Origin of the sequence: Rhodanobacter sp. ANJX3 (assembly GCF_014200755.1) — a bacterium.
Lineage (GTDB): Bacteria > Pseudomonadota > Gammaproteobacteria > Xanthomonadales > Rhodanobacteraceae > Rhodanobacter.
In genome coordinates this window covers 172,544-191,514 of the sequence record NZ_JACHCM010000004.1, presented here as the reverse complement: position 1 = coordinate 191,514, position 18,971 = coordinate 172,544, and the positions used below count along the sequence as shown (strand labels likewise).

Annotated in this window: 15 protein-coding genes; 13 read left to right on the top strand and 2 right to left on the bottom strand. The window is 63.5% G+C overall.

The features are described from left to right. Nucleotides 1-54 precede the first annotated feature (54 nt). Nucleotides 55-1,671 carry a cytochrome c oxidase subunit I gene (ctaD, locus tag HDE76_RS12645; RefSeq protein ID WP_179480537.1) on the top strand — a complete coding sequence of 539 codons (1,617 nt, stop codon included), beginning with the start codon at nt 55-57 and terminating at the stop codon, nt 1,669-1,671. On the opposite strand, the gene HDE76_RS12640 is transcribed toward ctaD, so the two are convergent. Beyond that, nucleotides 1,661-1,912: a hypothetical protein gene (locus tag HDE76_RS12640; RefSeq protein WP_184508048.1), complete on the bottom strand. Its 252-nt coding sequence runs from the start codon at nt 1,910-1,912 to the stop codon at nt 1,661-1,663. The two genes, ctaD and HDE76_RS12640, sit on opposite strands and share 11 nt — an antisense overlap. 26 nt (nt 1,913-1,938) lie before the next feature. Here HDE76_RS12640 and HDE76_RS12635 point away from each other — a divergent pair, with 26 nt between their 5' ends. The 3 genes from HDE76_RS12635 to HDE76_RS12625 all read left to right on the top strand — a co-directional run bounded on the left by HDE76_RS12635 (nt 1,939) and on the right by HDE76_RS12625 (nt 5,362). Next, nucleotides 1,939-2,826 (top strand): cytochrome c oxidase subunit 3, encoded by an 888-nt coding sequence (locus tag HDE76_RS12635; RefSeq protein ID WP_179480539.1) that lies wholly within the window; start codon nt 1,939-1,941, stop codon nt 2,824-2,826. Between the two features lie 147 nt (nt 2,827-2,973). Then, complete coding sequence (tviB, locus tag HDE76_RS12630) at nt 2,974-4,251, top strand: Vi polysaccharide biosynthesis UDP-N-acetylglucosamine C-6 dehydrogenase TviB (protein WP_179480541.1); 1,278 nt, start codon at nt 2,974-2,976, stop codon at nt 4,249-4,251. 100 nt (nt 4,252-4,351) lie between these two features. Then, a complete protein-coding gene (locus tag HDE76_RS12625) occupies nt 4,352-5,362 on the top strand; it encodes an NAD-dependent epimerase (protein WP_184508045.1) in 1,011 nt (336 codons plus the stop codon). Nucleotides 5,363-5,491: 129 nt separating this feature from the next. On the opposite strand, the gene HDE76_RS12620 is transcribed toward HDE76_RS12625, so the two are convergent. Next, nucleotides 5,492-5,707 carry a twin transmembrane helix small protein gene (locus HDE76_RS12620; RefSeq protein WP_179480545.1) on the bottom strand — a complete coding sequence of 72 codons (216 nt, stop codon included), beginning with the start codon at nt 5,705-5,707 and terminating at the stop codon, nt 5,492-5,494. A 59-nt stretch (nt 5,708-5,766) separates the two neighbouring features. On the opposite strand from HDE76_RS12620, the gene HDE76_RS12615 reads away from it, so the two are divergent. The 9 genes from HDE76_RS12615 to HDE76_RS12575 all read left to right on the top strand — a co-directional run bounded on the left by HDE76_RS12615 (nt 5,767) and on the right by HDE76_RS12575 (nt 18,961). After that, nucleotides 5,767-6,498 carry an SURF1 family protein gene (locus tag HDE76_RS12615; protein ID WP_179480547.1) on the top strand — a complete coding sequence of 244 codons (732 nt, stop codon included), beginning with the start codon at nt 5,767-5,769 and terminating at the stop codon, nt 6,496-6,498. Nucleotides 6,499-6,545: 47 nt separating this feature from the next. Next, nucleotides 6,546-7,121, top strand: a complete 576-nt coding sequence (locus tag HDE76_RS12610) for a hypothetical protein (RefSeq protein WP_179480549.1) — start codon at nt 6,546-6,548, stop codon at nt 7,119-7,121. A gap of 14 nt (nt 7,122-7,135) precedes the next feature. Then, nucleotides 7,136-8,311: a COX15/CtaA family protein gene (locus HDE76_RS12605; RefSeq protein ID WP_179480755.1), complete on the top strand. Its 1,176-nt coding sequence runs from the start codon at nt 7,136-7,138 to the stop codon at nt 8,309-8,311. 1 nt (nt 8,312) lies between these two features. Then, on the top strand, nt 8,313-9,215 hold the full coding sequence (gene cyoE, locus HDE76_RS12600) for a heme o synthase (protein ID WP_184508042.1): 903 nt from the start codon (nt 8,313-8,315) through the stop codon (nt 9,213-9,215). A gap of 340 nt (nt 9,216-9,555) precedes the next feature. Then, on the top strand, nt 9,556-9,816 hold the full coding sequence (locus tag HDE76_RS12595) for a hypothetical protein (protein WP_184508039.1): 261 nt from the start codon (nt 9,556-9,558) through the stop codon (nt 9,814-9,816). A gap of 180 nt (nt 9,817-9,996) precedes the next feature. Next, on the top strand, nt 9,997-12,654 hold the full coding sequence (gene mgtA, locus HDE76_RS12590) for a magnesium-translocating P-type ATPase (RefSeq protein WP_179480555.1): 2,658 nt from the start codon (nt 9,997-9,999) through the stop codon (nt 12,652-12,654). Nucleotides 12,655-12,773: 119 nt separating this feature from the next. Further along, nucleotides 12,774-14,435 carry a Na/Pi cotransporter family protein gene (locus tag HDE76_RS12585; protein WP_184508036.1) on the top strand — a complete coding sequence of 554 codons (1,662 nt, stop codon included), beginning with the start codon at nt 12,774-12,776 and terminating at the stop codon, nt 14,433-14,435. Nucleotides 14,436-14,706: 271 nt separating this feature from the next. After that, the gene (locus HDE76_RS12580; RefSeq protein ID WP_184508032.1) at nt 14,707-15,855 is read left to right on the top strand and encodes an efflux RND transporter periplasmic adaptor subunit; all 1,149 of its coding nucleotides are present in this window, start codon (nt 14,707-14,709) and stop codon (nt 15,853-15,855) included. Next, a complete protein-coding gene (locus HDE76_RS12575; RefSeq protein WP_184508029.1) occupies nt 15,848-18,961 on the top strand; it encodes a CusA/CzcA family heavy metal efflux RND transporter in 3,114 nt (1,037 codons plus the stop codon). The genes HDE76_RS12580 and HDE76_RS12575 overlap by 8 nt, the downstream gene beginning before the upstream one ends. The last annotated feature ends 10 nt before the right edge of the window (nt 18,962-18,971 follow it).

Below are 18,971 nucleotides of genomic sequence, written 5' to 3'. Positions count from 1 at the left end.
CTTTCGCACACGTCATCTACGTCGTCGCATTCCCATCAGGTTGAGGTCAAGCCCATGTCCCACGCAGCCACCCATGATCACCACGATGATCACCACGGCGCGCCGAAGAGTTTCTTCCAGCGCTGGTGCATGTCCACCAACCACAAGGACATCGGCACGCTTTATCTGGTGTTTGCGCTGACGATGTTCTTCATCGGCGGCAGCTTCGCGATGGTGATCCGCGCCGAGTTGTTCAAGCCGGGCCTGCAGCTGGTACAGCCGTACTTCTTCAACCAGATGACCACGTTGCATGCGCTGGTAATGATCTTCGGCGCGATCATGCCGGCCTTCGTCGGGCTCGGTAACTGGATGATTCCGCTGATGGTCGGTGCGCCGGACATGGCGCTGCCGCGCATGAACAACCTGTCGTTCTGGATCATGCCGTTCGCCTTTGTGCTGCTGCTGTCCACGCTGTTCCTGCCCGGCGGCGGCCCGGCCGGCGGCTGGACCATGTATCCGCCGCTCTCCCTGCAGAGCAGCTCGCTGGCCTATGTGGTGTTTGCGGTGCATCTGATGGGCATCAGCTCGATCATGGGCGCGATCAACATCATCGCGACCATCCTCAATATGCGCGCGCCGGGCATGGATTTGCTGAAGATGCCGGTGTTCGTGTGGAGCTGGCTGATCACGGCGTTCCTGCTGATCGCGGTGATGCCGGTGCTGGCCGGTGCGGTGACGATGCTGCTGACCGACAAGTACTTCGGCACCAACTTCTTCAACCCGGGCGGCGGCGGCGATCCGGTGCTGTATCAGCACATTTTCTGGTTCTTCGGGCATCCCGAGGTCTACATCATGATTCTGCCGGCCTTCGGCATTATCTCGGAGGTGATTCCGACCTTCGCACGCAAGCCGATCTTCGGCTACAAGGCGATGGTGTTCGCCATTGCGTCGATCGCGTTCCTGTCGTTCATCGTGTGGGCCCACCACATGTTTGCCGTCGGCCTGCCGATGGGCGCCGAGATCTTCTTCATGTACGCCACCATGTTGATCGCGGTGCCGACCGGCGTGAAGGTGTTCAACTGGGTCAGCACCATGTGGGGCGGCTCGATGACCTTCGAAACGCCGATGCTGTTCGCCATTGCCTTCGTCATCCTGTTCACCATCGGCGGCTTCTCGGGCCTGATGCTGGCGCTGGTGCCGGCCGACTTCCAGTATCACGACACCTACTTCGTCGTGGCGCACTTCCACTATGTGCTGGTGACCGGCGCGCTGTTCGCGATCATCTCGGCCACGTATTACTGGCTGCCGAAATGGTGCGGCCATATGTACAGCGAGTTCTGGGGCAAGATGCATTTCTGGAACAGCGTGATCTGGGTCAACGTACTGTTCTTTCCGCAGCACTTTCTGGGTCTGGCCGGCATGCCGCGCCGCATTCCCGACTACAACGTGGCGTTCGCCAACTTCAACATGATCAGCTCGATCGGCGGCTTCCTGTTCGGCGCCTCACAGCTGATCTTCCTCGGCGTGCTGATCCACGCGATCTGGTTCTCGAAGAACAAGGCCACCGATCGCGTATGGGAAGGTGCCAAGGGTCTGGAGTGGACGGTGCCGTCGCCGGCGCCTTTCCACACCTTCGACGTGCCGCCGGTGATTCGCGATGAAGATCTCGCGCACGGCCACGTCAACGATTGATCGGCAAGCCACCGCTACCCATGACGCCCGTGCTCACAAGTGACGAGATCGAAAAGCGCCGTAAAGGCGTGCGACGCACGGTGACCATTCTGGTGTCGGTCGTGGTGGCGTTTTTTTTGCTGTCCTTTATCCAGATCGTGCTGATGAAGTAGCCGTATCGTCGCAGTGGCAGGTTATGCTCGGTCGTCGACAGCGGCCGATCCGTTTGCAGTTCCCGCGTCACCACGCGGGGTAACGTCATCAAGAGAAGTCCACGGGGTTTCAACCATGGGTCAGTCGCACGACGCGTATTTCATTCCGACCAAGAGCTACTGGCCTTTCGTGGCCGCGGTGGTCATGTTCACCACCATGTTCGGTGCTGCGCACTGGCTCAATGCGCCGCCGGGCGATTCCGGCTTCGGCAAGACGGTGCTGATCGTCGGCGTGATCGGCGTGCTGGGCATGTTCTTCGGCTGGTTCCGCTCGGTGATCAACGAATCGCAGGCCGGCAGCTACAACCACCAGGTCGACACCTCGTTCCGCATGGGCATGATGTGGTTCATCTTTTCCGAGGTGATGTTCTTCGGCGCCTTTTTCGGTGCGCTGTTCTACATCCGCATGTTCTCGCTGCCCTGGCTGGGTGGCGAAGGCCATGGTGTGCTGACCCACGAATTTCTGTGGAGCGACTATGCCGCCTCGTGGGGATCCAGCGCCGGCAATGGACCGCAGCATATCGGCGGCGTGTTCCGCACCGTGCCGGCATGGGGCTTGCCGCTGCTCAATACACTGATCCTGCTGTCGTCCAGCGTCACCGTGACCATCGCCCATCACGCACTGCGTGCCGGGCATCGCGGCAAGATTCTGGTGTTCCTTGGTCTCACCGTCCTGCTGGGCGCGCTGTTTCTGAATTTCCAGGCGCACGAATACATCGAGGCCTACCGCGAACTGAATCTGACCCTGCACAGCGGCGTGTACGGCTCGACGTTCTTCCTGCTGACCGGTTTCCATGGGCTGCATGTGACGCTGGGTACGATTATGCTGGCGGTGATCTGGTTCCGCGTGTTGAAGGGTCATTTCAACAAGGAGCACCACTTCGGTTTCGAAGCGGTGGCCTGGTACTGGCATTTCGTCGACGTGGTCTGGCTTGGCCTTTTCATGTTCGTCTACATTCTCTGACGCGACTGCGCGAGTATCGAAAGCCCGTCCTGCGACGGGCTTTTTTTTGCGTGGAGTGTTGCTCCGCCTCATTTCGCTGCCTGTCGCCGTGCCATCGCCACGCTGCGGCAAGGCTGCCAAACTAGAGGGTCTTCAGGGAATCACCGCATGCAGCCTCTGGAAAACGCCAAAATCGCCGTCGTCGGCCTGGGTTACGTCGGCCTGCCGCTGGCCGTGGAGTTCGGCAAGCGCTACGAGACCGTCGGCTTCGACGTCAACGCCGCGCGGATCGACGCGCTGCGCGCAGGCATCGACGCCACGCTGGAGGTGGATGCCGCAGAGATGGCTGACGCCGCGCGGCTGCGCTTTACCGCTGCTCTGGACGAGATTCGCGGCTGCAACGTTTACATCGTCACCGTGCCGACGCCGATCGACGCGGCCAAGCGGCCCGACCTGACGCCACTGGTCCAGGCCAGCGAATCGCTGGGCAAGGTGATCGCAGCCGGCGACATCGTGGTGTACGAGTCCACCGTGTATCCGGGCTGTACCGAGGAAGTCTGCATTCCGATACTCGAGCGGGTCTCGGGCCTGGTCTATAACCGCGATTTTTTCGCCGGCTACAGCCCCGAAAGGATCAACCCGGGCGACAAGCAGCATCGGGTCACCAATATTCTGAAAGTGACATCCGGCTCGACCCCGGAGATCGCCGAGTTCGTGGACCGGCTGTATGGCTCGGTCATCACCGCCGGCACGCACAAGGCCAGCTCGCTGAAGGTGGCCGAGGCGGCCAAGGTGATCGAGAACACCCAGCGCGATCTGAATATCGCGCTGGTCAATGACCTGGCGAAATTGTTCAACAAGCTCGGCATCGATACGCTGGAGGTGCTGCAGGCGGCGGGCACCAAATGGAACTTCTTGCCGTTCCGGCCCGGCCTAGTCGGCGGTCATTGCATCAGCGTCGATCCGTATTACCTCACGCACAAGGCGCAGGAGGTCGGGCATTACTCCGACGTGATTCTCGCTGGCCGCCGCACCAACGACAGCATGGGCCAGTACATCGCGGGCGAAGTGATTCGCCTGATGGTGTGCAAGGGCATCAATCCGGTGCGGGCGCGCATCCTGATTCTCGGGCTCACCTTCAAGGAAAATTGCCCGGACCTGCGCAATACGCGCGTGGTCGATATTATCGATGCGCTGGCTACGTACAACGCCCAGATCGACGTGTTCGACCCGTGGGTGGAGGTTGCGGCCGCCAGGCACGAGTACGGTATCGATCTGATCGGCGAGCCGGCCGCGGGGCAGTATGATGCGGTGATCGTAGCGGTGGGGCACCACCAGTTTGCCGCCCTCGGCGCCGAGGGCATTCGAGATTTCGGCAAATTGTCATCGGTGCTGTACGACGTGAAGTACGTGCTGCCGCGCGATGCGGTGGACGGTCGTCTCTGATTTGGCCGTCCAAACGCCGGCCATGGTTGGATTGGCTCAAGCCGGCATCGGACAGAACTGACGCGTCAGCGCGTCGATCAATCGAATGGATGACAGCGGCATGAAAATTCTTGTCACGGGCACGGCCGGGTTCATCGGCTCGCATGTCGCGATGCGGCTGCTGGCGCGCGGCGATCACGTCGTCGGCGTCGACAACCTCAGCGACTATTACGACGTCAATCTGAAGAAGGCGCGGCTGGCGCGCTTTGCCGAGCATCCGAATTACACCCATATCACCGCCGATCTGGCCGACCGCGCCGCGATCGAGTCGGCGTTCGCCACGCACAAGCCGCAGCGTGTAATCAATCTGGCCGCGCAGGCCGGCGTGCGCTACGCAGCGCAGAATCCGCACATCTACGTGTCGACCAACGTCACCGGTTTTCTGCACGTCATCGAGGGCTGTCGTCATCACGATGTCGAGCACTTGGTGTTCGCCTCCACCAGCTCGGTGTACGGCGCCAACACCTCGATGCCGTTCTCCGAACATCAGTCGACCGAGCATCCGCTGACTCTGTACGCCGCATCGAAAAAAGCCAACGAGATGATGGCGCACAGCTATGCCCATCTCTACGGCATGGCTTGCACGGGCCTGCGCTTTTTCACCGTCTACGGCCCGTGGGGGCGGCCGGATATGGCGCTGTTTCTTTTCACCCAATCGATTCTGGCCGGTGAGCCGATCAAGGTGTTCAACCACGGCCATCACAAGCGCAGTTTCACCTACGTCGACGACATCGTCGAAGGCGTGATCCGCATACTGGACAACGTGCCCTCGGGCAATCCGCAGTGGGATGGCAACAAGCCCGATCCCGCGACAAGCCTGGCGCCGTATCGGCTCTTCAACATCGGCAACCAGCAGCCGGTCGAGCTGCTGCGCTATATCGAGGTGCTGGAGCAATGCCTGGGCCGCAAGGCCGTCATGGAACTGTTGCCGCTGCAGGCAGGCGATGTGCCCGATACCGAAGCCGACGTGTCCGCGCTCGCGGCGGCGGTGGACTACACGCCGAAAGTGTCGGTCGAAGAAGGTGTTGCCAGCTTCGTGCGCTGGTATCGGGATTACTACAAGGTCGATTGAAGGTTGTCGCAGGCGCAGTGCGCGCTGCATCGATTGACGCACCGCGTCATTGCCGAAACCGTTCGGGGCGCGATTTGTCGCGGTGCGGGCCCGGTGCGTGGAACGCCCGGGTACAATCGCTCGTTGCGATTATTGGCCCACGTCGTGCGGGTGCAGCCAGCCCATCCAGATGCCGAGCGCGACCATGCCAATCAGCAGCAGGGACAGGCCGATACGCCGCGTCAGCGCCCACACCGTGCGCTTGTCGTTGTCCTTGTCGGTCATCATGAAATACAGCGCCTGGCCGAGGCTGAAGATCACCACCAGCAGCACGATCACGAGTGCGGTTTTATAGATGGTTTCCAAGTGATAGACCCGATCCAGGTTGATGTCCCGAGTATAGCGGCCGCTATGCGGTACTCCGCATGAGCGGCTTTCGCCGTCCGTCGTGGTGGGCATTGCTGTTGACGGTCGTCGGCGCGTTGCTGTTCATACGTCTTGGCGTGTGGCAGTTGCACCGCGCCGACTTCAAGGACGCGCTTCTGCGTCGGTATGCCGCATCGGCGACGGCACCCTTGCAGGACTTTCCCAAGGTCGCCGATACGCCGCCGGATGATGGCTTTCCGCGCGTGCATGTCAGCGGTCGTTACCTGACCGATCGCATCTACCTGCTGGACAACCCCAATCATGACGAGCGCGGCGGCGTGGAAGTTTTCGTGCCGCTCGCGCTGCACGATACGCAAAAGCTGCTGTTGGTGGATATGGGTTTTCTGCCCGGCAACGGTACCGGTCAGGAGCCACAGCTGCCGGCGTTGCCGAGCACCGAGGTGAGCCTGCAAGGTCTTTACGTGCCGATGCCGCCGATCGGTTTTCAGATGGGCGGCAACGCGCTGCAGCAGCAGTCGCGCTGGCCGAAGAAAAGCATTTTTCTGGACCCCGTCGACGTCTCGCACGATCTCCACCGCACGCTGTATCCGCGCATGCTGGCGCTCGATCCCGATCCGGCGTCGATCTACGTGCGCGTGCATACGCTGGATTTTTCATCGATGCCGCCGGCGCGCCATCGCGCGTATGCTTTCCAGTGGTTTACGTTCGCGCTGGCGGCGGTGGTGCTTCTGCTGGTGCTGCATCGCAAGCGCGGTCCGCGCCATCGCTGATATCGCCTGAGACATCAGATCCACTCATCAACATTTGCTGCGACTTCATGCCTACTCATACCCACGATCCTGCCGCTTTGCGCAAAAGCCGATTCTTTCTGGTGCTGATCGCGCTGGTGTTTGCTGCGCCTATTCTGGTCGCCGGCCTGCTGACATTCACCGGCTGGCAGCCGAGCGGCAAGGGCAACGGCCAGCCGATCATGCCGCAACGCAATTTTGTCGACGAGAAGCTGCGCGTGCAGCTGGCCAATGGGCAGACGTATGCATGGCGCGACAGCGAGCCGCGCATGACGCTGATCGCGCTGCCCGGGCCCGGCTGTGCGGTGCAATGCCTGGACGACCTCACGGCGATGGCCAAGGCCCGCATCATGCTCAGCCGCAACCAATCGCGCCTGCGCCTGCTTTATCTGGGCCAGCCGCCGGCGGGCGAAGGTCTGGCCGCGATTCGAAACTACTGGCAGCTCGGTACCGACGTCGACGGCAAGCTGGCGAATTATCGACCGACCACGCCGGACAGCGTCAGCGCGGTGCTGGTGGAGTCCAACGGCACCGCGCTGTCGCTGTATCCTGCCGGCTCCGATCCGGCCGGTCTAGCGCGCGATCTGCAGAAGGTGATCCACTGATGTTCTCCAACGCGATGTCTCCCCGCATCGTCAAGACGCTGCGCGCACTGACCCTGCTGGCGGCGCTGTTCGCGTTCGGGCTGGTGATGTTCGGTGCGTTTGTGCGCCTCTCCAACGCGGGGCTGTCATGCCCCGACTGGCCGACCTGCTACGGCAAGGCCACCTGGCCCACCCACGCGCACGATATTGCCGCGGCCAATCTGGCCTATCCGGATCGCCCGGTGGAAACCGACAAGGCCTGGCGCGAGCAGGTGCATCGGGTGTTGGCCGGTTCGCTGGGCGTGCTGGTGCTGTTGATCGCGCTGATCGCCAGCTGGCGCAAGGCGTCGGCTCGCTATGGCGTCATCTCGGCGGCGATCTTCGCGGCGGTCGGCGTGGTGCTCTATCAGCGCGGCGAATTCGCGCTGTCCTCGCTGCTGTCGGCGCTGGCGATCGCTCTGCCGATCATCGCGGCGCTGGCATTGAAGCGCAGCGGTGCGTGGAAGGTCAGCGTGCTGGCGCTGGCGATGATCATCTTCCAGGCCATGCTTGGCATGTGGACGGTGACCCTTCTGCTCAAACCCGTCGTGGTGATGGGCCATCTGCTTGGCGGCATCACCACGTTCGCACTGCTGGCCTACGCGGCGCTGCGCTTTGCCGGCGTCGGTGCGTCGGACCATCGTCTGGCGGATCTGCGTCGGCTGGTGGTGCTCGGCATCGCGCTGCTGTTCTGCCAGATCGCGCTGGGTGGCTGGACCTCGGCCAACTACGCCGCGCTGGCCTGCGGCTATGGCACCGGCGCGTTTCCGCAATGCGGCGGTCAATGGATGCCGCCGACGGATTTCCACCAGGCATTCGTGCTGTGGCGCGGTATCGGCGTCAATTACGAAGGCGGCGTGCTCGACATGGCGGCGCGCAGCGCCATCCAGATGACGCACCGCTTCGGCGCGCTGGTGGTCTTCTGCTATCTGGCCTGGCTGTCGTTCAAGGCGGCGCGTCGGGGACTGCGCCTGTTTGCGATCGCCATCGCGCTGGCCCTGGTGTGCCAGGTTCTGCTGGGTATCAGCAACGTGGTGTACGGCCTGCCGCTACCGGTAGCGACGGCGCACAATGGCATGGCCGCGCTGCTGCTGTTTACCCTGCTGGCGACGCTGGCGCGCACGCAGATGCGCAAAGACGTATCACCCACGCTGCTATCGGAAACCCGCTGAGATGAGCCTCGTCCGCGAATATCTGCAGTTGACCAAGCCGCGCGTCGTCGCGCTGCTGGTGTTCTGCGCGGTGATCGGCATGTTCCTCGCAGTGCCCGGCATTCCACCGTGGCGTGCGCTGGTATTCGGCACGATCGGTATCTGGATGGCCTCCGGTTCGGCGGCCGCGTTCAATCATCTGATCGACGAGCGTATCGACAAGCTGATGGCGCGCACCGCCCGCCGCCCGCTGGCCACCGGCAAGCTCACGCCGCGTCAGGTGCTGGTGTTTGCCATTGCGCTGGGCATCGCCTCGATGCTGGTGCTGGCGGTGCTGGTCAATCCGCTGACCGCGCTGCTGACCTTCGGCGGGCTGATCGGCTATGCGCTGGTGTACACGGCCTATCTGAAGCGCGCCACGCCGCAGAACATCGTGATCGGCGGCCTGGCCGGTGCCATTCCGCCGGTGCTGGGCTGGACCGCCGTCACCGACTCGCTGCATCCGTTCGCGCTGCAGCTGTGCCTGATCATTTTCGTGTGGACGCCGCCGCATTTCTGGGCGCTGGCAATCTTTCGCCGCGCCGACTATGCCCGCGCGCAGGTGCCGATGCTGCCGGTCACGCATGGCGTGGCGTACACGCGTTGGCACGTTTTCTACTACACCGTGCTGCTGGTCATCGTCACCCTGCTGCCGACCATGACCGGCATGAGTGGACTGATCTATCTGGGCGGCGCGGTGGTGCTGGGCGCCGGTTTTCTGTATTACGCCGTGCGCCTGCTGCGTCCGCCGGACGAGTTTTTCGCGATGAAGGTGTTCAACTACTCGATCGTTTACTTGATGGCGCTGTTCGCATTCCTGCTGGCCGACCACTGGCTGGGCGCGCTGTCGGTGCATCAGGGGCTGGCATTTCGCTCGGTGGGGTGAGAATCGCTTCTGGCGTTGCCCTGCACGCCATCGATGATGCTGGCTTCGTATCAACTTTAGCCACAAAACCCGGTTTTGTGCGTTGACTCTCGCGTGCTGCAGTCGCAAAATAACGGGGCTGAGCGGCGTGTCTTGCCCTCGGCTCCCAGTTCTGACAAATAAAGGCATATGGACGTTTACCCTAGTCGCAACGTCGACATCCGCGAGCATCGGGTGCCGGCAATGCATCACAAGCTGATTACCTGCGGCGACCGCCTGCGGTCGGCTGGCGTTTTCCTCGACTAGGGAAACCCGGCCCACCTCCTCCGGCGCTGCATGCGTCGTTATGAGGAGATGGGCGATGACACTCTTTCGCACCCCCGGTTTTTTGCGCGCTTTGCGCTCACTAGTGCTGTCCGTTCGCCGTGACCGCCCCCGCGTGGCGCGCGTGATCACCGTGCCCGCGCCGTTGAATCGCCCGGACGCCGAGGCGGTCGTGATCCAGATGCCGCGCCCGGCCGATCTGTCGGCCGCCCGCGCCGCCGCGGCAGCCCGGGTTACGGTCGGCCGTCGTCCGCTGCAAACTCACCGCAACATTGCCCTGTTATCAAGGCAGGCGTGAAGCTGCGTGTGATCGGCAAGTCGTGGCCTGCGCCAATGGCGGAGACACGCTCGATGGATCCGTTGCGACCGCTCTGACGATCGCGACACAGCCTCGTGCCTCGCGCACGATCTGGCCACCTCCGTGCTGTATCCGGGCGTGCACCAGCCGTGGGCTTATCAATACTTTTCGGATAACGCCATGATCAAGCAAGTGATCCCTACCGCTGCGGGCAAGAGCGGCTCAGCCGCCGTGCGCATCGTGGTGGCACAGGAAGCCTACCGCGAGCGTGACGCGCTGCTGGCGTCGCTCGACACCAGCATGGCCGGTCTCGACGAAGAGCAGATCGCCGAGCGGCTCGACCGCGACGGCGTCAACGAGGTGTCGCACGAAAAGCCGCCGCACTGGACGGTGCAGCTGCTGCATGCGTTCAAGAACCCGTTCATCGTGGTGCTGCTGGTGCTGGCCTGCGTGCAGCTGGCGACCGACCATACCAACCTGACCGGCCCCACCATCATTTCGGTGATGGTGCTGATCAGCGTGCTGTTGAGCTTCACCCAGGAATACCGTTCGGCCAAATCCGCCGAGAAGCTCAAGGCGATGGTGCGCAACACTGCCACGGTGACACGCCGTTCCTCGGATGGCCACAGCGAGCGCATCGAGGTACCGGTCGCCGAGCTGGTGGCCGGCGATATCGTGCATCTGGCCGCCGGCGACATGGTGCCGGCGGATATCCGCCTGCTCAGCGCCAAGGATCTTTTCATCAGCCAGGCGATCCTCACCGGCGAATCGCTGCCGGTGGAAAAACTCGCTCCGCGTGCCGGCGCGCCGACGGCGGAAGAGCTGCAGGGGGCCATCGACAGCCCGCTCGACCTCAGCACCGTGTGCTTCATGGGCACCAACGCGGTCAGCGGTACGGCCACCGCCGTGATCGTCGCAACCGGTCCGCGCAGCTACCTCGGTTCGCTGGCGCACACGATGGTCGGTCAGCGCGTGCAGACCAGCTTCGACCGTGGCGTGAAGAGCGTCAGCTGGCTGCTGATCCGCTTCATGGCGGTGATGGTGCCGATCGTGTTTGCAATCAACTGGTGGGACAAGGGCAGCTTCCTGGAAGCGTTTCTGTTCGCCCTGTCGGTCGCGGTCGGCCTGACGCCCGAAATGCTGCCGCTGATCGTCACCGCCAATCTCGCCAAGGGCGCGATGGCGATGTCCAAGCGCAAGGTGGTGGTGAAGCGGCTCAACGCGATCCAGAATTTCGGCGCGATGGACGTGCTGTGCACCGACAAGACCGGCACGCTGACGCTGGACAAGATCGTGCTGGAGCGGCACCTGGACTTGAACGGCGAAGAGTCCGACGAGGCGCTGGAATACGGCTATCTCAACAGCCGCTTCCAGACCGGTCTGAAAAATCTGATGGACAAGGCGGTGCTGGAGCATCGCGACCTGGAGCCGACCGCCGAAACCTATCGCATCGTCGACGAGATCCCGTTCGACTTCCAGCGTCGGCGCATGTCGGTGGTGGTGGCCAAGGGCGATGATGAGGAGCTGCTGGTCTGCAAGGGCGCGGTCGAAGAGATGCTGTCGATCTGCGGCCATCTGAAATCGGGCGACGAGATTCTGCCGATGACCGACGCGCGACGCGCCGAGATCAAGGCGATGACGCACGAGCTCAACGAGGACGGCCTGCGCGTGCTGGTGGTGGCGATCAAGCGCTACCCGCCGACTACCGACCGCAGCTACAGCGTGGCCGACGAAACCGACATGATCGCGGTGGGCTGCCTGGCCTTCCTCGATCCACCGAAGGATACGGCCGGCACCGCGATCGCCGCGCTGCGTCATCACGGGGTCGACGTCAAGGTGATCACCGGCGACAACGAGGCGGTGACACGCAAAATCTGCCGCGAGGTCGGGCTGGACGTGGAGCACTCGGCGCAGGGCAAGCACATCGAGGCGCTGGAGGACGATGAACTGGACGCGCTGGTCAAGCGCACCACGGTGTTCGCCAAAATGTCGCCGCTGCAGAAGGCGCGCGTGGTGAAGTCGCTGCAGCGCATGGGCCACACGGTCGGCTTTCTCGGCGACGGCATCAACGACGCGCCGGCGCTGCGCGAGGCCGACGTCGGCATTTCGGTGGATACCGCCACCGACATCGCCAAGGAGTCGGCCGACATCATCCTGCTGGAAAAGAACCTGATGGTGCTGGAGGAGGGCGTGATCGAAGGGCGCGTGACCTTCGGCAACATCATCAAGTACATCAAGATGACCGCCAGCTCCAACTTCGGCAACATGTTCAGCGTGCTGATCGCCAGCGCGTTCCTGCCGTTCCTGCCGATGCTGCCGCTGCAGCTGCTGGTGCTCGATTTGCTGTATCACACCTCGCAGCTGTCGATTCCGTTCGACCGCATGGACGAGGAATACCTGCGCAAGCCGCGCAAGTGGGACGCCAGCGACATCGGCCGTTTCATGGTGTGGATCGGTCCGGTCAGCTCGATCTTCGACATCACCACGTTCCTGCTGCTGTGGCACGTGTTCGGCGCCAACTCGTCGGCGCATCAGACGTTCTTCCAGACCGGCTGGTTCGTCGAGAGCCTGCTGACGCAGACGATGATCGTGCACATGATCCGCACACGCAAAATTCCGTTCCTGCAGAGTATTGCCGCGGCACCGGTGCTGGCGCTGACCGCGGCGGCGATGCTGGTCGGTATCGCGCTGCCTTTCACCGCGCTGGGTGCGAAGTTCAACATGGTGGCGATGCCGGCGGTGTTTTTCGGTTGGGTCGCGCTGACGGTATTCACGTATTGCGTGCTGACCCAGCTGGTCAAGCTCATCTACATCCGCCGCTACAGCCGCTGGCTGTAACAGCCGCAGCCGTATGCGCTGCGGTTGCGTGAAATGAAAACCAGGCGTGGTCGCATGCGCTGTATCGCAGCGACCGCGCGTTTATCCGCTCGCGTAGTTCACGCACGGAGACTTGTGCCATGAACGGAACCCTGATCCTGCTCGATATCGCAGGTTACGTCGCCCTGCTCCTGTGGGGTACCCATATGGTCACCAGCGGCGTACTGCGCGGTTACGGCAGTGCCTTGCGCCGCTGGCTGGGCCGCTACCTGAGTTACCGCCCGGCGGCGTTTTGTTTCGGTATGGGCGTCACCGCGCTGCTGCAAAGCAGTACCGCCACCGGCATGATGGCCATGTCCTTCGCGGCCAGTGGCTTCCTTGGACTGGCGCCGGGCCTGGCGGTGATGCTCGGTGCCAACGTCGGCAGCACGCTGGTAGTGCAGCTGCTTTCGTTCGATATCGCGCTGGTGGCGCCGGTGCTGGTGCTGATCGGCTTCGTGGTCCATCGCCGCAGCGACGACGCGCGTTACGAAAACATCGGCCGGGTGGCGATCGGGCTCGGTCTGATGCTGCTGGCTCTGCATCTGCTGGTGGTGTCGCTGGCCCCGGTGGAGAACGCCTCGGCGCTGCACGCCGTGCTGCAGGCGCTGGCCGACCAGCCGCTGCTGGCCGTGCTGGTGGCCGCCGTGCTCACCTGGGCATGTCATTCGAGTGTAGCGGTGGTACTGCTGATCGTTTCGCTGGCCACCACCCATGTCATCGACGCGCAGGGAGCGCTGGCTCTGGTGCTGGGTGCGAACGTCGGCGGCACGCTGCCGGCGTTGTTCGATGCAAATGGCAATGTGGCCAAACGGCTGCCGCTGGGCAATACGCTGGTGCGGGTATTCGGCTGCCTGCTCTGTCTGCCGCTGCTGCATCCGCTGATGCTGTTGCTGGCACCGCTCGGCGATACGCCAGCCCGCCTGGCGGTGAATTTCCATACCGCTTTCAATCTGGTGCTGGCGCTGATCTTCATTGCGCCGGTGGAGAGCTTTTCGCGCTTGCTGATCCGACTGTTGCCGGAGCCACCGAAGCCGGCCGATGCCGGCGTGCCGCAGTATCTGGACGAGGGCGCGCTGGACAGCGCCAGCGTAGCGCTGGCCAACGCCGCGCGCGAGTCGATGCGGATGGCCGACATGGTCGAAAACATGCTCAAGGGATTGGTCGAGGTGTTCGGCAAGGACGACCGCCAGCGTGCGGCAGCGATCAGCCGCATGGACTCGACGCTGGATCGTCTGGGCGTGGCGATCCGCGAGTACCTTGCCGGTCTCGGCGGTGAGGCCTTGAATGAGGAGGATACCGAGCGCGCCCAGGAGATTCTGACCTTCGTCATCAATATCGAGCATATCGGTGATATCACTGCCAACAATTTGATGGAGTTTGCGGCGAAGAAGGCGCAGCGCGGCCAGGATTTTTCGGCGGACGACATCCAGGATCTGGCGATCATGCAAGCCCACGTCATGGAAAGCCTGCGACTGGGCATGGCGGTGTTTCTGCGCAGCGATCTGCGCGCGGCACAGCAGTTGTTCGCGCGTAAGGAAGTGCTGTGGCGGCTGGAGAACGATATTTCCGAGCGTCATATCCGCGCGTTGCGCGAGCGTCGCGACGAAGGGGGTGCGGGCGATGTCTATCTGCGGATACTCCGCGATCTGAAGCGCATTCACTCGCACCTGGCGGCGCTGGCTTATCCCGTGCTCGAACATGCCGGACTGCTTCAGGACCGGCTGATCCGTGACGTGGTGACAGCGCCAGCCCTGCCGTGACCGCCCATCGTACGAAGAAGGAGAACACCTGCCTTGGACCCTGATTCCCGAAGTCGATTAGTCAAAAAGCCAATCCACCAAGACCAAGAATTTGCCGTCGTTCTGACGCCGCCATCGCGCATGCTCCCCATGGGGTGATGCCTGGACGCGGCGGCCGTCGACGGTCTGACCGCGGCCCGGGATGCGCCCGCAGCTCGTTCGAGTTGCACGCTCTCCTTGCCGTTTCCGCGCCGCTTCGACTGCGTAGTCGTCGCCCGCATGAGCCCGCTGCATGAAGGGGAAGCCCGTGCGCTTTCAAACCATCAAAAATCCGCTTCGCCGCTTCGCCGCCATCGTGTTGATCGTTTGGCTGACGGCCTGTTCGCAATCGCCCAAGGAAGCACCGCCGGAGCCGGCGGTCATCGACGATCACGGCCTGCTGCGCATACCCGAGCATTCGCCATTGCGCTCGCGCCTGCAGGTGCAGACGGTCGAGTTGCGTGCGGTGCCGCACACGCTGACTGCGCCGGCGATGGTCGAGGCCGATCCCGCGCGCACGGCCAATATACTGCCGCCGCTGTCGGGCAAGATCGCCGCGCTGAAGGTCGGGCTGGGCGACACCGTGCATCGCGGCCAGCTGCTGGCCGCGATCGCGTCGGGCGACTTTGCGCAGGCGGTCAGCGATGCCGCCAAGGCGCGCGATGCGCTGGACCTGGCGAAGAAAAGCCTCGATCGCGCGCAGGCCGTGCAACAGGCCGGCGGCGCGGCAGTGAAGGATATGCAGGCCGCGCAGAGCGGCTATACCCAGGCGCTGGACGAGGACCGGCGCGCGCGAGCGAGGTTGGCCGCGGTCGGCGGAACCGGGGGTGGCGGCCAGCTTGCCGACGCGCACGGCATCCGCGTGTTTGCACCGATGGACGGCAGCATCACCGCGCTGTCGATTGCGCCGGGCACCTACGTCAACGACGTCACGGCGTCCATGATGACGATCGTCAACCTCGATTCGGTCTGGGTCACGGCGGATGTGGCCGAAGACGATCTGGCCCTGGTGAAACCGGGCGAGTCGGCCGACGTGTCGCTGTCCGCCTATCCGGGCAGCGTGCTGCATGGCCGCGTCGCCACCGTCGGCAGTGTGCTGCAGCCGGACACGCGCCGCGGCATGGTGCGCATCGTCATCGCCAATGCCGACGGCCGCCTGAAACCCAATATGTTCGCCACCGCGACGTTCGCCGCGGCGCAGCCGGCGCAGGTGTTCGTGCCGGAGTCCGCGCTGCTGATGAACAACGACAGCACCACCGTGCTGGTCGAAGTATCGCCGTGGATCTTCCAGCGCCGCACCGTGCAGCTGGGCGATGACGAAGGCACCGGCACGCGCGTGCTGTCCGGCCTGCGCCAGGGCGATCGCGTGGTGGTGAAGGGCGGAGTGCTGCTCAATGATTAATCAGTCCTGGATCGACGCGATCCTGCGCTTTTGTTTTCACCGCCGCGTGCTGTTTCTGGTGGTGACGGTGCTGGTGGCGCTGTTCGGGTATTACTCGTGGACGCAGCTGGCGATCGAGGCCTATCCCGAACTCAGCGACGTCACCGCGCAGGTGACCACGCAGGTACCGGGCCTGGCCGCGGAGGAGATCGAGCAGCAGGTCACCACGCCGCTGGAGCGCGGCCTGGCCAGCACGCCCGGGCTGGTGAATATTCGTTCCAGCAGCACTTTCGGCCTGTCGCTGATCACCATGACCTTCAAGGACGGCGCCGAGGATTACTGGGAGCGCCAGCGCATAACCGAGCGGCTGGCGCAGGTGACCTTGCCGCCGGGCATCACGCCCAGCCTCGATCCGGTCTCGGGACCGGCCGGCGAGATCTATCGCTATACGCTGGAGTCGGACACGAAGAACCTGATGCAGCTGTCCGAGCTGCAGAACTGGACCATCGTGCCGGCGCTGCAGCAGGTGCCGGGCGTGGCCAATGTCGACGTGTTCGGCGGCTTCACCAAGGAGTTTCAGCTGGAGCTCGATCCGGCGCAGCTGCTGCGCTACAAGGTCAGCGTCAACCAGGTCAGCACGGCCATTTCCGCCAATACGTCCAATGCCGGCGGAGGTCGCATCACGCGCGGCGAGCAGTCGTACATCGTGCGCGGCATCGGCATGGTGCATTCGCTGCAGGATCTGGGCGCCATCGTGGTGACGCAGTCGAACGGCGTGCCGGTATTCGTGCGCGACCTGGGCAAGCTGCAGTACGGCCATCAGGTGCGCGAAGGCATCCTGGGCAAGGACAGCAACCCCGATACCATCGAGGGCATCGTCGACCTGCTGAAGTACGAAAACCCCTCGCGCGTGCTCGAAGGCATCCACGCCAAGGTCGCCGAGCTCAACCGGCGGCTGGCTGCGCAGGACGTGCGCATCGTGCCGTATATCGATCGCGACGACCTGGTCAAGGCGACCAAGGAAAAGGTGCTGCACACGGTGATGGAAGGCGTTGGCCTGGTCTGCATCGTGCTGATTCTCTTCCTCGGCAACGTACGCGCCGCGCTGGTGGCGGCGGTGGCGATTCCGATGTCGCTGGTCACCGTGTTCATCCTGATGCACTTCTTGAAGATGCCGGCGAATCTGTTTTCGCTGGGCGCGATCGATTTCGGCGTGATCGTCGACGGCACCATCGTGGTGACCGAAGCGATTCTGCGCCGGCGCGAGGAAAAGCCGGACGAAGCCTTGACCGAGGACGACGTGATGACGGTGACCGCGCACGTCGGCCGTTCGATCTTCTTCGCCACGCTGATCATCATCACCGCCTATGCGCCGCTGCTGGCGTTCGAACACGCCGAGGGCAAGCTGTTCGCGCCGATGGCCTTCACCGTCGGCTTTGCGCTGCTGGCGGCCTTGCTGTGCACGATCACGCTGACGCCGGGCCTGGCGTATATCGCGCTGCGCAAGCCGCGCAAGCTGTTCCACAACAAGCCGCTGGAGCGCCTGCAGCACGGCTACAGCCGCGTGCTCGACAAGCTGCTGAATCATCTGCCGGTGGTTTACGTCATCACTGGCGTGGCGCTGCTGGCGGTGGCGCTGCTCGGCGGTTCGCTGGGCCGCGAGTTTCTGCCGGATCTGGACGAAGGTTCGCTGTGGCTGCAGGTGCAGATGCCCAGCGGCCTGTCGCTGGACAAGGCCAGTGAGATGACCGGCGAGCTGCGTCGCGCGGTGCGCGAGTTTCCCGAAGTGTCCTACATCGTGACCCAGCTCGGCCGCAACGATACCGGCACCGATCCGTGGACGCCCTCGCATGTGGAAGCGGGTGTCGGTCTCACGCCGTACAGCAGCTGGGCCAACGGCGAAAGCAAGGCGCAGTTTCTGCGCAAGTTCAACGCGCGCATGCAGCAGCTTCCCGGCATGAGCATCGGTATCAGCCAGCCGATCGTCGACGGCGAGAACGACATGATCGGCGGCGCGCACAGCCCGCTGGTGATGCGCATCTACGGCGATGACCTGGGCGAGATGCGGCGCATCGGCAACGCCATCGTCGACGTGCTCAAAGGCGTGCGTGGAACGGCCGATGCGTCGATCTTTCAGGAGTCTCCGATTCCGCAGCTGGCGATCGAAGCCGATCGCATGGCAGCGGCGCGCTACGGCATCAACGTCGCTGATATCAGCGGACTGATTCAGACGGCCATCGGCGGCGCGCCCATCACCCAGGTCTACGTCGGCGACCGCACCTACAATGTGACCGCGCGGGTGCCGCAGGCGATTGCCAACAGCGTCGAAGCGATCGGCAACCTGCCGCTGTCGGCGGCGAACGGTGCGCAGATCCCTTTGAAGGAGGTTGCGCATATCAGCTTGAAAACCGGCGAAAGCACGATCTCGCATGAGAAGAACGAGCGCGAGCTGACCATTCGCGTCGACAACCGCGATCGCGCGCTGTCGGAGTACCTGGCCGACGCGCAGAAACAGATCGATCAGAAAGTGCATTTCGACAGGCAGACCTACCGCACCGAGTGGGCCGGCACGTTCGAAAACCAGCAGCGCGCGCAGGCGCGGCTGATCGTGGTGCTCGGTCTGGTAATGGCGATCATGGCCGTGCTGCTGTATGCCGAATTCGGCAAGCTGCGGCAATCGGTTCTGGTGCTGGCGGTAGTGCCGCTGGCCACATTGGGCGGGCTGATTTCGCTGCACTTGCGCGGCGAGACGCTGAACATCGCCACCGCGGTCGGCTTCATCGCGCTGTTCGGTGTGGCGGTGCAGAACGGCATCATCATGATCTCCAATATCAACCGCGTGCGCGCCGAAGGGCTGTCGATCGAGCAGGCCGTCGTGGCCGGCGCCACCGAGCGCTTCCGCCCGGTGCTAATGACCGCGACGGTGGCCAGCGTCGGCATGCTGCCGGCGGCGATGGCCACCGGTATCGGTACCGATGTGCAGCGCGGCCTGGCCTCCGTCGTCGTCGGCGGTCTGCCGATCGCCACCCTGCTGACGCTGTTTATCCTGCCCGCGTTTTACTTTGCGATCGAGTACGCCATCGAACGCCGCGTGGCGCGCAAGTCGCGCGTGGCCGAGGAGTCATGAGCATGCGTAT

What these genes read in the sequence shown, in the direction of transcription:
- HDE76_RS12615 (WP_179480547.1), top strand. Translation starts at nt 5,767, where the DNA reads ATGAGCGGCTTTCGCCGTCCGTCGTGGTGGGCATTGCTGTTGACGGTC.
- HDE76_RS12585 (WP_184508036.1), top strand. Translation starts at nt 12,774, where the DNA reads ATGAACGGAACCCTGATCCTGCTCGATATCGCAGGTTACGTCGCCCTG.
- HDE76_RS12610 (WP_179480549.1), top strand. Translation starts at nt 6,546, where the DNA reads ATGCCTACTCATACCCACGATCCTGCCGCTTTGCGCAAAAGCCGATTC.
- tviB (WP_179480541.1), top strand. Translation starts at nt 2,974, where the DNA reads ATGCAGCCTCTGGAAAACGCCAAAATCGCCGTCGTCGGCCTGGGTTAC.
- mgtA (WP_179480555.1), top strand. Translation starts at nt 9,997, where the DNA reads ATGATCAAGCAAGTGATCCCTACCGCTGCGGGCAAGAGCGGCTCAGCC.
- HDE76_RS12635 (WP_179480539.1), top strand. Translation starts at nt 1,939, where the DNA reads ATGGGTCAGTCGCACGACGCGTATTTCATTCCGACCAAGAGCTACTGG.
- HDE76_RS12625 (WP_184508045.1), top strand. Translation starts at nt 4,352, where the DNA reads ATGAAAATTCTTGTCACGGGCACGGCCGGGTTCATCGGCTCGCATGTC.
- HDE76_RS12595 (WP_184508039.1), top strand. Translation starts at nt 9,556, where the DNA reads ATGACACTCTTTCGCACCCCCGGTTTTTTGCGCGCTTTGCGCTCACTA.
- cyoE (WP_184508042.1), top strand. Translation starts at nt 8,313, where the DNA reads ATGAGCCTCGTCCGCGAATATCTGCAGTTGACCAAGCCGCGCGTCGTC.
- HDE76_RS12640 (WP_184508048.1), bottom strand. Translation starts at nt 1,912, where the DNA reads ATGACGTTACCCCGCGTGGTGACGCGGGAACTGCAAACGGATCGGCCG.
- HDE76_RS12605 (WP_179480755.1), top strand. Translation starts at nt 7,136, where the DNA reads ATGTCTCCCCGCATCGTCAAGACGCTGCGCGCACTGACCCTGCTGGCG.
- HDE76_RS12580 (WP_184508032.1), top strand. Translation starts at nt 14,707, where the DNA reads ATGAAGGGGAAGCCCGTGCGCTTTCAAACCATCAAAAATCCGCTTCGC.
- HDE76_RS12575 (WP_184508029.1), top strand. Translation starts at nt 15,848, where the DNA reads ATGATTAATCAGTCCTGGATCGACGCGATCCTGCGCTTTTGTTTTCAC.
- ctaD (WP_179480537.1), top strand. Translation starts at nt 55, where the DNA reads ATGTCCCACGCAGCCACCCATGATCACCACGATGATCACCACGGCGCG.